12 protein-coding genes and 1 pseudogene are annotated in these 14,614 nt (G+C 62.0%); 11 read left to right on the forward strand and 2 right to left on the reverse strand.

Annotated features, from left to right (window positions below):
* Positions 1–254: 254 nt before the first annotated feature.
* The 5 genes and pseudogenes from AACV02_RS31025 to trxC form a co-directional block, all read left to right on the forward strand.
* Positions 255–854 (forward strand): annotated as a pseudogene (locus tag AACV02_RS31025) (methyl-accepting chemotaxis protein); the annotation flags it as partial.
* A gap of 218 nt (positions 855–1,072) precedes the next feature.
* Positions 1,073–2,815 carry a potassium/proton antiporter gene (locus tag AACV02_RS26870; protein WP_106577559.1) on the forward strand — a complete coding sequence of 581 codons (1,743 nt, stop codon included), beginning with the start codon at positions 1,073–1,075 and terminating at the stop codon, positions 2,813–2,815.
* 56 nt (positions 2,816–2,871) lie between these two features.
* Complete coding sequence (gene mscK, locus AACV02_RS26875) at positions 2,872–6,210, forward strand: mechanosensitive channel MscK (protein ID WP_106577558.1); 3,339 nt, start codon at positions 2,872–2,874, stop codon at positions 6,208–6,210.
* A 48-nt stretch (positions 6,211–6,258) separates the two neighbouring features.
* On the forward strand, positions 6,259–7,722 hold the full coding sequence (selO, locus tag AACV02_RS26880; RefSeq protein WP_119738013.1) for a protein adenylyltransferase SelO: 1,464 nt from the start codon (positions 6,259–6,261) through the stop codon (positions 7,720–7,722).
* Between the two features lie 208 nt (positions 7,723–7,930).
* On the forward strand, positions 7,931–8,365 hold the full coding sequence (gene trxC, locus AACV02_RS26885) for a thioredoxin TrxC (protein ID WP_119738016.1): 435 nt from the start codon (positions 7,931–7,933) through the stop codon (positions 8,363–8,365).
* A 125-nt stretch (positions 8,366–8,490) separates the two neighbouring features.
* On the opposite strand, the gene AACV02_RS26890 is transcribed toward trxC, so the two are convergent.
* Positions 8,491–8,721: a DUF6124 family protein gene (locus AACV02_RS26890; RefSeq protein WP_119738018.1), complete on the reverse strand. Its 231-nt coding sequence runs from the start codon at positions 8,719–8,721 to the stop codon at positions 8,491–8,493.
* Between the two features lie 485 nt (positions 8,722–9,206).
* Positions 9,207–9,977: a ParA family protein gene (locus AACV02_RS26895; RefSeq protein ID WP_106577554.1), complete on the reverse strand. Its 771-nt coding sequence runs from the start codon at positions 9,975–9,977 to the stop codon at positions 9,207–9,209.
* A gap of 349 nt (positions 9,978–10,326) precedes the next feature.
* Here AACV02_RS26895 and AACV02_RS26900 point away from each other — a divergent pair, with 349 nt between their 5' ends.
* Genes AACV02_RS26900 through AACV02_RS26925 form a run of 6 tightly spaced genes read left to right on the forward strand, consistent with a single transcriptional unit; the run spans position 10,327 to position 14,554 of the window.
* Positions 10,327–11,046, forward strand: a complete 720-nt coding sequence (locus AACV02_RS26900; protein WP_106577553.1) for a beta-ketoacyl synthase chain length factor — start codon at positions 10,327–10,329, stop codon at positions 11,044–11,046.
* Positions 11,022–11,834, forward strand: coding sequence for a lysophospholipid acyltransferase family protein (locus tag AACV02_RS26905; protein ID WP_106577552.1), 813 nt, complete (start codon positions 11,022–11,024; stop codon positions 11,832–11,834). The genes AACV02_RS26900 and AACV02_RS26905 overlap by 25 nt, the downstream gene beginning before the upstream one ends.
* Positions 11,812–12,081, forward strand: coding sequence for a phosphopantetheine-binding protein (locus AACV02_RS26910; protein WP_010213712.1), 270 nt, complete (start codon positions 11,812–11,814; stop codon positions 12,079–12,081). Before AACV02_RS26905 ends, AACV02_RS26910 begins: the two co-directional genes overlap by 23 nt.
* 9 nt (positions 12,082–12,090) lie before the next feature.
* Complete coding sequence (locus AACV02_RS26915) at positions 12,091–12,345, forward strand: acyl carrier protein (RefSeq protein ID WP_106577551.1); 255 nt, start codon at positions 12,091–12,093, stop codon at positions 12,343–12,345.
* A complete protein-coding gene (locus AACV02_RS26920; protein WP_106577550.1) occupies positions 12,342–12,887 on the forward strand; it encodes a hypothetical protein in 546 nt (181 codons plus the stop codon). Before AACV02_RS26915 ends, AACV02_RS26920 begins: the two co-directional genes overlap by 4 nt.
* Positions 12,884–14,554, forward strand: coding sequence for an acyl-CoA synthetase family protein (locus tag AACV02_RS26925; protein ID WP_119738020.1), 1,671 nt, complete (start codon positions 12,884–12,886; stop codon positions 14,552–14,554). The genes AACV02_RS26920 and AACV02_RS26925 overlap by 4 nt, the downstream gene beginning before the upstream one ends.
* The last annotated feature ends 60 nt before the right edge of the window (positions 14,555–14,614 follow it).

A 14,614-nucleotide genomic window follows, 5' to 3' on the forward strand; every position in this document is an offset into this window, starting at 1 on the left:
AATTGCGCGACACGCTGCAACGCATCGCCGGTTCCGCCACGCAGCTGGCCTCCGCCGCCGAGGAGCTGAATGCCGTCACCGACGAAAGCGCCCGTGGTCTGACCCAGCAAAACAACGAAATCGAACAAGCCGCCACCGCCGTCAACGAGATGACCAGCGCCGTCGAAGAGGTGGCGCGCAATGCGGTCAGCACCTCCGAGGCCTCGCGCAATGCCACCACGTCAGCGGGTGACGGCCGTGACCTGGTGCAGGAAACCGTCAGCGCCATCGAGCGCATGAGCGGTGACGTACAGGCCACCGCCACACTGATTGGCGAACTGGCCAATGAATCGCGTGACATCGGCAAGGTGCTGGACGTGATTCGCGGCCTGGCCGACCAGACCAACCTGCTGGCGCTGAACGCCGCAATTGAAGCCGCACGCGCCGGTGAAGCCGGTCGCGGGTTTGCCGTGGTGGCTGATGAAGTGCGCGCCCTGGCCCATCGCACCCAGCAGTCGACCAGCGAGATCGAGCGGATGATTGGCAGCATTCAGGCCGGCACCGAACACGCGGTGGATTCGATGCGTAACAGCACCGAACGCGCGGAGTCGACACTCAACATCGCCAAAGGCGCGGGCCTGTCGCTGGATACCATCAACACCGCGATTGCCGAGATCAACGAACGCAACCTGGTGATCGCCAGCGCGGCAGAAGAGCAGGCGCAGGTGGCGCGGGAAGTGGACCGCAACCTGGTGAACATTCGTGATCTGTCGGTGCAATCGGCCACCGGTGCCAGCCAGACCAGTGCGGCGAGCAGTGAGTTGTCGCGCCTGGCCGTGGATTTGAACGGGATGGTGGGGCGCTTCAGGCTGTAAGTCGATTCCTGTGGGAGCTGGCTTGCCTGCGATAGCATCTCCTCGGTGAACCTGACCCACCGAGTTGCCTGCATCGCAGGCAAGCCAGCTCCCACATTGGATTGATGTAGGCCGGCAAAAGCTTTTTGACAGCACAGCAATTCAACAGGTTAGAATCGCTGGCACGCAGACTGCATGGTCAGTTTGCGCCCTGTCTTCCCCGTTCTGGAGTACTGCCTTTGAATGCGACGACCATCAACAGCCTGTTCTTGATCGGCGCGTTGCTGGTGGGTGCGAGCATTCTGGTGAGTTCTCTTTCGTCCCGCCTGGGGATCCCGATTCTGGTGATCATCCTGGCCGTGGGCATGATCGCCGGCGTCGATGGCGGCGGCATCATCTTCGACAATTACCCGACCGCCTACCTGGTGGGCAACCTTGCCTTGGCAGTAATCCTGCTCGACGGCGGCTTGCGCACACGGGTGGCGAGTTTTCGCGTGGCACTCTGGCCGGCGTTGTCGCTGGCCACGGTAGGGGTATTGATCACCACCGGGCTCACCGGCATGGCCGCGGCCTGGCTGTTCAACCTTAATATCATTCAAGGCTTGCTGATCGGCGCCATCGTCGGCTCAACCGATGCCGCTGCGGTGTTCTCGCTGCTGGGCGGCAAAGGCTTGAACGAGCGGGTCACCGCCAGCCTGGAAATAGAATCCGGCAGCAACGACCCGATGGCGGTGTTTCTCACCGTGACCCTGATCGACATGCTCGCCACCGGCCAGACCGGCCTGCACTGGAGCCTGCTGACCCATCTGATCCGCGAGTTCGGCATTGGCGGCATCGTCGGCCTGGGCGGCGGCTGGCTGATGCTGCAGATGGTCAACCGCATCAACCTGGCCACCGGCCTGTACCCGATCCTGGTGATCGCCGGTGGCCTGGTGGTGTTCGCCCTGACCAACGCCCTGCACGGCAGCGGCTTCCTCGCCGTGTACCTGTGCGGTCTGGTGATCGGCAACCGCCCGGTGCGCAGCCGCCATGGCATTTTGCATATGCTCGACGGCATGGCCTGGCTGGCACAGATCGGCATGTTCCTGGTGCTGGGCCTGCTGGTCACGCCGCATGACTTGCTGCCCATCGCCCTGCCCGCCCTGGGCCTGGCACTGTGGATGATCCTGTTTGCGCGGCCGTTGTCGGTGATGGTCGGCCTGCTGCCATTCAAGGCGTTCCACGGGCGCGAAAAAGCCTTTATCGCCTGGGTCGGCCTGCGCGGCGCGGTACCGATCATTCTGGCGGTGTTCCCGCTGATGGCCGGCCTGCCGCACGCGCAGCTGTACTTCAACCTGGCGTTCTTTATCGTGCTGGTCTCGCTGCTGGTGCAGGGCACAAGCCTGCCGTGGGTGGCCAAGCTGCTGAAAGTGACCGTACCGCCGGACCCTGCGCCGATCTCCCGCGCCGCCCTGGAAGTGCACGTTACCAGCGAGTGGGAGCTGTTCGTCTACCGCCTGGGCGCGGAAAAATGGTGCATCGGCGCGGCCCTGCGCGAACTGAAAATGCCCGAAGGCACGCGGATCGCCGCGCTGTTCCGTGGCCAGCAACTGCTCCATCCGTCGGGCAGTACGGTGCTTGAAGTCGACGATTTGCTCTGTGTGATCGGCCACGAACACAACCTGCCGGCCCTGGGCAAACTGTTCAGCCAGGCGCCGCAACGCGGTCTCGACCTGCGCTTCTTCGGCGACTTTGTGCTCGAAGGCGACGCCCAGCTGGGCGCGGTGTCGGCGCTCTACGGCCTCAAGCTCGAGGGTATCGACCCGGATATGCCACTGAGTCGCTTCATTACCCAGAAGGTCGGCGGCGCACCAGTGGTAGGCGACCAAGTGGAATGGAACAACACGCTGTGGACCGTCGCGGTCATGGACGGGAACAGAATCGGAAAAGTCGGCGTCAAATTCCCCGAAGGAAGTCGTCCAGGCCCTGGACTCTTCCTCTAAACTGCGGGGCTACGGCGCCACGCCCCCACCTTTTTTACCTTGCTCGACCGGTATCCATGACAACTCTGCGCACCTTTTTAGCCACTGCCCTGCTGGGCCTGACCCTCTGTGTCGGCAGCGTTTACGCCGCCGACCCGCCCAGCGCCGAGTCCATCCAGCAAACCCTGGACAAACTGCCCGACCGCAAGCTGCCTGACGCCGACATGAAGGCGCTGCAAACCATCCTGCAACAGACCCTGACCTACCTGGGCAACAAGCAGGATTACGAGCAGCGCCTTGTCGACCTCAAGCGCCAGCTCGAAGACGCCCCGCGCCAGACCACTGAAAACCAGCGCGAACTGGTACGGCTCAAGGCCACCAAAATCATCCCGGTGGCGCAGCGCTACGCCACCCTGCCGGTGCCGCAGCTTGAGCAATTGCTGGTGCAACGCACCACCCAGCAAGGCGATCTGCAAAAAACCGTGGCCGACGCCAACAGCATGTCCGTCGCCGCCCAGACCCGCCCCGAACGCGCCCAGACCGAAATCAGCAACAGCCAGACCCGCATCCAGCAGATCAACTCGATCCTCAAGGCGGGCAAAGACAACGGCAAGACCCTCACCGGCGACCAGCGCAACCAACTGAATGCCGAACTGGCCGCCCTCAATGCCCTGATTCCACTGCGCCGCCAGGAACTGGCCGGCAACAGCCAACTGCAAGACCTGGGCAATAGCCAGCGCGACCTGGCAACCGAGAAAACCAGCCGCCTGGAGCAGGAAATCCAGGACCTGCAAACGCTGATCAACCAGAAACGCCTGGCCCAGTCCCAGCAGACCGTGACCCAACAGTCCATCGAAGCGCAGAAGGCCGGCGGCAGCAGCCTGCTGGCCTCGGAAAGCGCGGCCAACCTTAAACTGTCCGACTACCTGCTCAAGAGTACCGACCGCCTCAACGAGCTGACCCAGACCAACCTCAAGACCAAGCAGCAACTGGACGCAGTGACGCAAAGCGACTCGGCCCTGGACGAGCAAATCAACGTGCTCAAGGGCAGCCTGCTGCTCTCCAAGATCCTCTACAAGCAGAAACAGGCGCTGCCCCGTCTCACGGTCGACCGCGACCTGGCAGACGATATCGCCAACATTCGCCTGTACCAGTTCGAGATCAACCAGCAGCGTGAGCTGATCAACTCGCCCAGTGCGTATGTGGATAACTTGCTGGCCAACCAGCCGCCGGAAGACGTGACGCCGCAACTGCGCCGCACCTTGCTGGAGTTGGCGATCACCCGCAGCGACTTGCTTGAGCGCCTGAGCCGTGAGCTGAGCGCACTGCTGAACGAATCGATCACCCTGCAACTGAACCAGAAACAACTGCTCAGCACCGCCACCACCCTGCGCGCGACGCTGGACGAGCAAATGTTCTGGATCCCCAGCAACAAGCCGCTGGACACCGAGTGGCTGGAAACCGTACCGGCGCACCTGAACAAACAGATCACCACCCTGCCGTGGGCCTCAAGCGTCAGCGAACTCTACGACGGCCTGACCCAGCGCCCGCTGCTGTTCCTGCCACTGCTGCTGTTGATCGGTGCATTGTTGTGGCGCCGTAAAGCGCTGTACCAACGGCTGAACAAGGTTCACCTGGACATCGGCCACTTCAAGCGCGACAGCCAGTGGCACACGCCGCAGGCCATCCTGATCAACATCCTGCTGGCGATGCCGGTGTCCCTGGGCCTGGCGCTGTGCGGCTACGCGCTGCAGATCGACGCCCGCGGGCAAAACGCCAACCTTGGCGATGCACTGCTGCAGATCGCCCAAGCGTGGCTGGTGTTCTACACCGCCTACCGCATCCTGGCGCCGGGCGGCGTGGCGGAACTGCACTTTCGCTGGGAGAAACCCCAGGTTGAATTCCTGCAAGGCTGGGTGCGCAAACTTGGCCTGGTAGTGCTGGCATTGGTGGCCGTAGTGGCCATCGCCGAGCACCAACCCGAGGCGCTGGCCGACGACGTGCTTGGCATCGGTGTGGTACTGACGTGCTACGCGCTGATGGCCTGGCTGCTGGGCCGCCTGCTGCTGAACAGCCCGACCCACGAGAAAGCTTCACTGTTTCGTAAAGCCGTGGGCCTGGTGTTCACCGCCCTGCCCGTCGCCCTGTTTCTGGCGGTGTGCTTTGGCTATTACTACACCGCGCTCAAACTCAGCGACCGCTTGATCAATACCCTGTACCTGCTGATGTTCTGGCTGGTGATCGAAGCCACCTTCGTGCGCGGCCTCGGCGTCGCCGCACGGCGCCTGGCCTACGCGCGTGCACTGGCCAAACGCCAGGCCGCCAAGGAAGCCGGTGATGGCGAAGCGGTGATCGAAGAACCGACCCTGGACATCGAGCAGGTCAACGAACAGTCCATGCGCCTGATTCGCCTGGCCTTGCTCGGCGGCTTTATCGCGGCGCTGTACTGGGTATGGAAAGACCTGATCACCGTGTTCTCCTACCTGGACAACATCACTCTGTACGAGTACACCAGCGGCACCGGCGCCAACATCAGCATGGTGCCGATCAGCTTCGGCGACTTGCTGGGTGCGTCGATCATCGTCGGCATCACCTTCGCCCTGGCGCGCAACTTGCCGGGTTTGCTGGAAGTGCTGGTGCTGTCCAAGCTGGACCTGGCTCAAGGCAGCGCCTACGCCACAACCACCTTGCTGTCTTATGTGATTGCCGGGGTCGGCTTCGTCTCCACCCTGTCCACGCTCGGCGTGAGCTGGGACAAGTTGCAATGGCTGGTGGCAGCGCTGTCGGTGGGGTTGGGCTTCGGGATGCAGGAGATCTTCGCCAACTTTATCTCCGGCATCATGATCCTGTTCGAACGCCCGGTGCGTATCGGCGACACCATCACCATCGGCAACCTGTCGGGCACCGTCAGCAAAATCCGCATCCGTGCGACGACCATTACCGACTTTGACCGCAAAGACATCATTGTCCCGAACAAGACGTTTATTACCGGGCAACTGATCAACTGGTCGCTGACCGACACCATCACCCGCGTCACGCTAAAACTGGGTGTGGACTACGGCTCCGACCTGGACCTGGTGAAGGAACTGCTGCTCAAGGCCGCGCGAGAAAACCCACGCGTGCTGAAAGAGCCGGAACCCCACGTGTACTTCCTCAACTTCGGCGAAAGCACCCTCGACCACGAATTGCGCATGCACGTGCGCGACCTCGGTGACCGCAACCCGGTGATTGACGAGGTGAACCGCTTTATCAACCGCGAGTTCAAGAACCACCACATCAACATCTCGTTCCGCCAGATGGAGGTTTACCTCAAGAACCTTCACGGCCAGGAATACAAACTGGTGGAAGTCGACACCCCGGCCAAACCCGCCAACGACGGCGGCGTGCAAGAACCACCGCCGAGCAAACTCGACTAACGCGCCTATCCCCAGCAGAATGCTCGGACATTCTGCTGGAGATGGCCGGTGAAAGCCCTCGACGAACTGACCTTCGACAACCGCTTCGCACGCCTGGGCGACGCGTTCTCAACCCACGTATTGCCTGAGCCGCTCGACGAGCCGCGCCTTGTGGTCGCAAGCAATGCCGCCATGGCCCTGCTCGACCTCGACCCGGCAGTGGCCGACACGCCGGTGTTTGCCGAGCTGTTCAGCGGGCACAAGCTGTGGGCCGAAGCGGAGCCGCGGGCGATGGTCTATTCCGGCCACCAGTTTGGCGGCTACACCCCGCAACTGGGCGACGGCCGCGGGCTGTTGCTGGGCGAGGTGTACAACGAGGCCGGCGAACACTGGGACCTGCACCTCAAAGGCGCCGGGATGACGCCTTATTCGCGCATGGGCGACGGCCGCGCGGTGCTGCGCTCTTCGATCCGTGAGTTTCTCGCCTCCGAGGCGTTGCATGCGCTGGGCATTCCCAGCAGCCGCGCCTTGTGCGTGATTGGCTCCAGCACACCCGTGTGGCGCGAGAAACAGGAGCGCGGCGCCATGGTGCTGCGCCTTGCGCACAGCCATATCCGCTTCGGGCATTTCGAATATTTTTACTACACCAAAAAGCCCGAGCAGCAGGCTGAACTGGCCGAACACGTGTTGAACCTGCACTACCCCGAGTGCCGCGAGCAGCCCGAGCCGTACCTGGCGATGTTCCGCGAAATCGTCGAGCGCAATGCCGAGATGATCGCCAAATGGCAGGCCTACGGTTTCTGTCACGGCGTGATGAACACCGACAACATGTCGATCCTGGGCATCACCTTCGACTTCGGGCCGTTTGCGTTCCTCGATGACTTTGACGCGCACTTCATCTGCAACCACTCCGATCACGAAGGGCGCTACTCCTTCAGCAATCAGGTGCCCATTGGGCAGTGGAACCTGAGTGCGCTGGCCCAGGCGCTCACGCCGTTTATCAGCGTTGACGCCTTGAAAGAGGCACTTGGCCTCTACCTACCGCTGTACCAGGCCCATTACCTGGACCTGATGCGCCGTCGGCTTGGGTTGACCACGGCTGAAGACGATGACCAAAAGCTGGTGGAGCAGTTGCTCAAGCTGATGCAAAACAGCGGCGTGGACTACACGCTGTTCTTCCGCCGCCTGGGTGATGAGCCCGCAGCGCAAGCTGTGGCGCGGCTGCGCGATGACTTCGTCGACCTTGCAGGGTTTGATGCCTGGGCCGAAGTGTACACAGCCCGAGTTGCGCGCGACGGGGACTACAGCGAAGCGCAGCGCCGTGAGCGCATGCACGCGGTAAACCCGCTGTACATCCTGCGCAACTATCTGGCACAAAACGCCATCGCCGCCGCCGAGTCAGGCGACTACAGCGAAGTGCGGCGGCTGCATGAAGTGCTGAGCAATCCGTTTGAAGAGCAGGCGGGGATGGAGCAATACGCCCAGCGGCCGCCGGATTGGGGCAAGCATTTGGAGATCAGTTGTTCGTCGTAAGCTCGCAAAAGCGATACGTTCACGGCGGCGAGCGGGCTTGCCCCGCACTGGGCTGCGCAGCAGCCGCAAAATCTGCAATGAAGATCCGCCTGATACAACTCGGTTACTTTACTGGGGGCAAGCCCGTTCGCCACAGTTATGTATTTGCCTTGATAAATAGCGGCGCTGGCTCCAGATAGAAACCATTGGCCATCTCCAGGAGCCCTCCATGTCCGAACCTCTCGTCATTCCCTGCCCCCATTGCAACGGCCTCAACCGCATCCCCGGCGAACGCCTGGGTGATGCGCCAAAGTGCGGGCGCTGTAAACAGCCGGTGTTGTTGAACAAGCCTTTTGAATTGAAACAGGGCGACTACTCAAGCCAGATAAAAGGCGACCTGCCTTTGTTGGTGGATGTGTGGGCTGAGTGGTGCGGGCCGTGCAAGTCGTTTGCGCCGGTGTTCGAGCAGGCGGCTGGGCAGTTGGAGGGCAAGTGCCGGTTGGCCAAGCTCGACAGCGAGGCCAATCAGCAGCTGTCGGCGCAATTGGGGATTCGCTCGATTCCCAGCCTGATTCTGTTCAAGAACGGCCGCGAAGTAGCGCGCCAGAGTGGGGCATTCCCGTTGCCGCAGTTAATGAGTTGGTTGCGTAGCCAAGGGGTGTAATCCAAACCCAATATCAACTCGGTCAAATGTGGGAGCTGGCTTGCTTGCGATGGCATCACCACGGCTTGCCTGACAGACCGAGTTGTCTGCATCGCAGGCAAGCCAGCTCCCACACTGACCGTGTTTTAGGCTTGGGCTACGGGGGTTTCGCGGTCCTTCATCTGGCCTACGAGCTGTACGCCGAGTTCGCTTAATTGATGGATGGCCAGGGCGACGTCGCGGTGTTCTCCGGTGAGGTCGTTGGACAGCTTGAGTAATAGCGTGCGCACGGAAGAGAAGGTTTCGTAGCTGTTGAGTACGAGGGTTTCGGTGGGGAGGTTGGGTGATACGCAGAACAGGTTGGTGGCGTTTGGCATAATCGACTTTTCCTGAATTTGGCTGCTATCACACCGCTACTAAACGGAGGGGTGGCAGCTGTACGCAGGTTAGTAGACCGGTGGAAAGCCGAAGACCGGCGCACCCGAGGGTGCCCTACGCACAGCCACCATCATGCTCAGACCAGAAGGTCCGACAGACGACACTTGTACGTTCGGCGATCACACTCGGGCTACTAAACCCGCCCACTGAGAATTCAGCGGTCCGAGAACCTTAGAGACGCCCATCCAGACGCACAAGCCGGCGGATTCTGGCTTATCTGTAGGCAGCGATACAAGGCGCAACCCCGCTTGCCAGACCCTTCCTACAGCCTCTGTGGGAACAATCCAATTCCCCCTGCGGCAATGCAAAACAAATGTGGGAGCTGGCTTGCCTGCGATGCAGGCAACTCGGTTTGCCAGTTAAACCCAGGTGAGGCTATCGCTGGCAAGCCAGCTCCCACAGGGTCAGGCGGTGCCGGCAAGGATCACGCGCTTTCCAGCAAGTTATGCAACTCCACAAACTGCTGCGTTAGCTTGTGCCGTGGGTCCAGGTGGATCAGCGGCTTGCTCTCCTGGTGCGACTCGCGCATGCGCACGGAGCTGGCCAGGTACACCGGCAGCACCGGCAGGCCTTCGGCGATCAGCTCATCGAGCATCTGCTGCGGCAGGCTTGCGCGCGCCTGAAATTGGTTGACCACGATGCCTTCCACTTCCAGGCCTTCGTTGTGGTCTTCCTTCAATTCTTCGATTTCCGCCAGCAGGCCATACAGCGCCTGGCGTGAAAAACTGTCGCAATCGAACGGAATCAATACACGATCAGCGGCAATCAGCGCCGAAACCGCATAAAAATTCAGTGCCGGCGGCGTGTCCAGGTAGATCCGGTCGTAGTCCTCGCTCAGTTCATCGAGCAGCTTTCGCAGCTTGTTGATCTTGTGCTTGGCCTCAAGCTTGGGTTGCAGGTCGGCAAGCTCGGCCGTCGCGGTAATGACGTGCAGGTTGTCGAACGGCGTTTCGTAGATGTCCACGCGGTTTTTCTTGGAAAACGGCCCGGATGACAGGGTTTGCTTGAAGAATTCGGCGATGCCCATCGGGATATCGTCGCCGGTCAGCCCGGTGAGGTACTGAGTCGAGTTGGCTTGCGCATCGAGGTCCACCAACAGGGTTCGATAGCCTTCACTGGCGCTGACCGCCGCCAGGTTGCAGGCAATGCTGGACTTGCCAACGCCGCCTTTCTGATTGAACACCACACGCCGCATGGAAAAACCTCCGTGTATCAATGAATGTCCGAGTGTAGAGGGCAAAAGCGCCTGTTAGCTACCTCGTTCATCCATGCACTGGCGCATTGCGCGGCCGGATGCGCAATACCCGTAATCCAGCGCTGACAAACTAAAAGGAATACTCCGACAACCCCGCCAGTCCTCGGGTAAAGGACAATCTGTAAATCTTTCCCAGTAAATTGTAATCAGCCGTGAACAATTCTTTACCAAAGTTTGCTAGAAGCCCACAGCACCGGGATAATGCGCGCCATTCGGCCTGTGTTCCCTGTCCCGGTATTCGGGGCCAACGGCCGCACATGGAAGCCCGCAGGGGCGGGATAACTTCTCAGTGATCACTTTCAACATCGCCCAATGGCGCGCCTGGGCTCCCGGCCTGGAGAGTGCGCACGACTGGCACGCCTGGTGCCAGGCCCCAGTGGCGCTGCCTGGCAGCGATGCTTCGCCTGACGTGTCCTTTTTGCCTGCCATGCAGCGCCGACGCCTGAGTCGCCTGGCACGCATGGCGTTCAGTGTCGGTTGGCCCCTGGCCGAAGGCCTGCAAGACCTGCCGCTGGTGTTTATTTCCCGGCACGGCGAAACCCCGCGCACCCTCGACATCCTCAGTGATCTGGCCGATGGCCAACCCCTGTCGCCGACCCAGTTCAGCCTATCGGTGCATAACGCGGTGATCGGCCTGTGGTCGATCCTGCGCAATGAAACCAGCGAAATGACCGCACTCGCCGCCGCAGGCGACGGCCTGGAGCACGGCATGCTCGAAGCCGCTGCGCTGCTCAACGAAGGTGCCCCGGCGGTGTTGCTGGTGATCACCGAGGAGCAGCCCCCCGAAGCCTATGCTCGCTGGATTCATGACGTGCCCTTCCCTTACGCCCTCGGCCTGCTGCTGACACCGGGCGACGAGTGGCGATTGGAACTAAACAGCGGCGCTGTCCAACTCACTCAAACCCAGTGGCCCCACGCCCTGAACCTGCTACGCACCCTGCTCACCGAACAGGTTGCCTGCCAACATGCCTGGAAGAACCGTGTATGGAACTGGCAACGCAAGCCCTGACCGAAAAACCCCGGGACGCCTATTACTGGCGCCTGTTCGCCACCGCCGCGAGCTTTTTCTTCTTCGGTGTCGGCGGGTTGTGCCTGCGATTGCTGGTGTTTCCGCTGCTCAGTTGCCTGCCAGGCAGCGCTGAAAAACACCAGCGCCGTGCCCGCCACACCATCAGCAAACTGTTCTGGTTCTTTATCCGCCTGATGCAGCGCGCCGGCGTGCTGACCTACAGCGTTGAAGGCGCAGAAAAACTCGGTCGCCCAGGCCAGATGATCATTGCCAACCACCCGTCGCTGATCGACGTGGTATTCCTGATCGGCCTGATGCGCCAGACCAACTGCGTGGTCAAGCAGAGCCTGTTTCAAAACCCGTTCACCCGTGGGCCGGTGCGCGATGCAGGCTATATCAGCAATGACGGCAGCGCCGACATGCTCGACGCCGCCGCCGAGGCGTTGCGCCAGGGCCAGACCCTGATCATTTTCCCCGAGGGCACCCGCACCACACCCGGCGCGGCACCCGCCTTTCATCGCGGTGGCGCCGCCATCGCGCTGCGCGGTGCGACAATCATCACCCCCGTGGTGATCAAGGTCAGCCCCACGACGTTGACCAAGGCAGAACCCTGGTACCGCATTCCCAAACGTCGATTTCATTTCAGTTTGCGCGTGGGTGCCGATATAGAACCACACACCTTTGCCGCACTCGGGCCCGCGCCCCAGGCTTCACGCAAGCTCAACGATTACCTGCACCACTATTTCATTAAGGAGCTCGCCGAAGATGAGCGACCAACACCGCCTTGAGCACGACATAAAGATGCTGATCATCGAGGCCTTGGGCCTGGAAGACATCAGCGTCGACGACATCGGCAGCGAGCAGACCCTGTTCGGCGAAGGCCTGGGCCTGGATTCGGTAGACGCCCTGGAATTGGGCCTGGCGATCCAGAAAAAGTACGGCATCAAGATCGATGCCGACGCCAAAGACACGCGCAATCACTTCACCAACGTGGCCAGCCTTGCGGCGTTCGTCACGGCCAGACAGGCAGCTTGAGACCGGACCATGCAAACTCGTGACGATATTTTCAACACCCTGCGCGACGCCTTGGTGGAACTGTTTGAACTGGAGCCTTCGCGCGTCACCCTCGACGCCAACCTGTACCAGGACCTGGAAATCGACAGCATCGACGCCGTGGACTTGATCGATCACATCAAGCGCCAGACTGGCAAGAAGATCGCCGCCGAAGAATTCAAGGCAGTGCGCACCGTAAACGACGTGGTTGAGGCGGTGTACCGTCTGGTCGCACCTGCCGCATGAGCCGGCTGATCGGCCTTGGCCTGTTGCTGGCGGGGCTGTTGTACCCTTTTGCGGTGTATTACGGCACCGAGCACTTTGCGCCGTGGCAATTCGGCCTGCTGCTGGGCAGCCTGTGGTTGCTGCGCGCGCTGACCGGCGCACGCCGCCCTGGCAGCCGCTGGATGGCAATGGCGGTGATCGTGTTTTGCCTGCTGCTGGCCTGGTTCGACAACCCGCAGCTGCTGCGCTGGTACCCCAGCCTGGTCAGCGCATTCATGCTGGCGCTGTTCGGCTTGAGCCTGAAATACGGCCCGCCGATGGTCGAGCGCCTGGCACGCATCACTGAACCGCAACTGCCGCCCGAGGCCATCCGTTATACGCGCCAGGTCACCGTGGTGTGGAGTGTGTTTTTTCTGTGTAATGGCCTGCTCGCCGCCGCCCTCACCCTGTGGGCGCCGCTGAGCTGGTGGACGTTGTACAACGGCCTGATCGCCTATGGGCTGATGGGGTTGTTGTTTGCCGTGGAATGGCTGGTACGACAAAGGGTTCGAGGCCGCGTATGAATGGGTTGAAACTTGAGCACCTGCTGCTTGAGCCGCTGCAACAGCGCTTGGTCACTACCGAGCCTGAAATGAACCATGCCCAACTGTGGGCGCACTCACTGAGCCTGGCGGCGGGCCTGCAAGCGCGCGGCATCCGGCGTTTGGCCGTGCACCTGGAAGACGCCGGCCTGCTGGCCATTGCCCTGCTGGGCGCCTGGCGGGCCGGGGTCAGCGTGCTGCTGCCAGCCGACCTGCAACCCCAGACCCGCCAGCGCTGGGACGACGCTGTAGATGCCTGGCTGGTGGAAGCCGCTGACCTCGACGCGCTGTACCAGGCGCCGTTGAGCGCCGCCGCACTCGACCTGGACGCCTGCCACTTGAGCCTGTGCACCTCCGGCTCCAGCGGCGAGCCCAAGCGCATCGACAAGACCCTGCGCCAACTTGCCAACGAAGTGAAAGCGCTGGAAGCCTTGTGGGGCGCGGACCTTAACGACGCCTGCATCATCGGCAGCGTCGCCACCCAGCACATCTACGGGTTGCTGTTTCGGGTGTTGTGGCCGCTGTGCGCCGGGCGCACGTTTGTACGCAAACAACTGGCCTTCCCCGAAGACCTGCAGCGCGCCAGCCGCGAACACTCAACATTTGCCTGGGTCGCCAGCCCCGCGCTGCTCAAACGCATGGGCGACAACCTCGACTGGCCCGCCCTGAGCCACGTGTCGCGGGTGTTTTCGTCCGGTGGCGCGCTGCCCATCGAGGCTGCCGGCAGCCTGTACGACCGCCTGCAGCAATGGCCGACCGAAATCCTTGGCAGCTCGGAAACCGGCGGCATTGCCTGGCGCCAGGGCGCGCAGCCGTGGCAGCCGTTTGCCGAGGTAGAACTGAGCCAGGATGCCGACGGCGCCCTGCGCATTGCCTCACCTTATCTACCGGCCGGACACATTGAACAGACCGCCGACGCTGCCCGCATCCACTCCGACGGGCGCTTCGAGCTGCTCGGCCGCCTGGACCGCATTGTCAAGCTGGAAGAGAAACGCATCTCTCTGCCGATGCTCGAACAGGCGCTGATGGCCCACGCCTGGGTCGCCGAAACCCGCCTGGGCGTGGTGCAGGAAAACCGCGCCTCGCTCGGCGCGCTGGTGGTGTTGAGCGCCGACGGCCTGCATGCCCTGCGCAATCAAGGCCGCCGCGCCGTCACCCAAACCCTGCGCCAGCATCTGAGCCAGCATTGCGAAGCCCTGGCGCTGCCGCGGCGCTGGCGGTTGCTGCGCCAGTTACCGCTGAATGCCCAGGGCAAACTGCCTCAAGCCGACGTCACGGCGCTGTTACTCGCCCCACGGCCCAAAGCGCCGGACGTGCTGGCGCAAGTGCAAGCCAACGGCGAATGGACCGTGCAACTGAGCATCCCGCCAGACCTGGCCTATTTCAGCGGCCACTTCCCTGTCACGCCCGTGTTGCCGGGCGTGGTGCAGGTGGAATGGGCCTTTAACCTCGGCCAGCAGTTGCTCGACCTGCCCGCGACCTTTGCCGGCATGGAAGTGCTCAAGTTCCAGCAACTGGTGCGCCCCGGCGATCAGGTTGAACTGCACCTGCGCTTCGACCAGGAGCGCGGCAAGCTGTATTTTGCCTACCGCAATGGCGTCGCCGCCTGCTCCAGTGGCCGTATAGTGCTGGAGGCGCCAAGTGCATAACCGTCGATGGCCAGCGGGCCTGGTGTGTCGAGCGGGCTTCCTGTGGCGAGCGGGCTTCGC

This window comes from Pseudomonas sp. Larv2_ips (assembly GCF_963879675.1).
GTDB lineage: Bacteria > Pseudomonadota > Gammaproteobacteria > Pseudomonadales > Pseudomonadaceae > Aquipseudomonas.

Bases quoted from the DNA above. Each gene is read 5' to 3' on its own strand.
- mscK (WP_106577558.1), top strand. From the start codon at position 2,872: ATGACAACTCTGCGCACCTTTTTAGCCACTGCCCTGCTGGGCCTGACC.
- trxC (WP_119738016.1), top strand. From the start codon at position 7,931: ATGTCCGAACCTCTCGTCATTCCCTGCCCCCATTGCAACGGCCTCAAC.
- AACV02_RS26890 (WP_119738018.1), bottom strand. From the start codon at position 8,721: ATGCCAAACGCCACCAACCTGTTCTGCGTATCACCCAACCTCCCCACC.
- AACV02_RS26895 (WP_106577554.1), bottom strand. From the start codon at position 9,977: ATGCGGCGTGTGGTGTTCAATCAGAAAGGCGGCGTTGGCAAGTCCAGC.
- AACV02_RS26905 (WP_106577552.1), top strand. From the start codon at position 11,022: ATGGAACTGGCAACGCAAGCCCTGACCGAAAAACCCCGGGACGCCTAT.
- AACV02_RS26910 (WP_010213712.1), top strand. From the start codon at position 11,812: ATGAGCGACCAACACCGCCTTGAGCACGACATAAAGATGCTGATCATC.
- AACV02_RS26915 (WP_106577551.1), top strand. From the start codon at position 12,091: ATGCAAACTCGTGACGATATTTTCAACACCCTGCGCGACGCCTTGGTG.
- AACV02_RS26920 (WP_106577550.1), top strand. From the start codon at position 12,342: ATGAGCCGGCTGATCGGCCTTGGCCTGTTGCTGGCGGGGCTGTTGTAC.
- AACV02_RS26925 (WP_119738020.1), top strand. From the start codon at position 12,884: ATGAATGGGTTGAAACTTGAGCACCTGCTGCTTGAGCCGCTGCAACAG.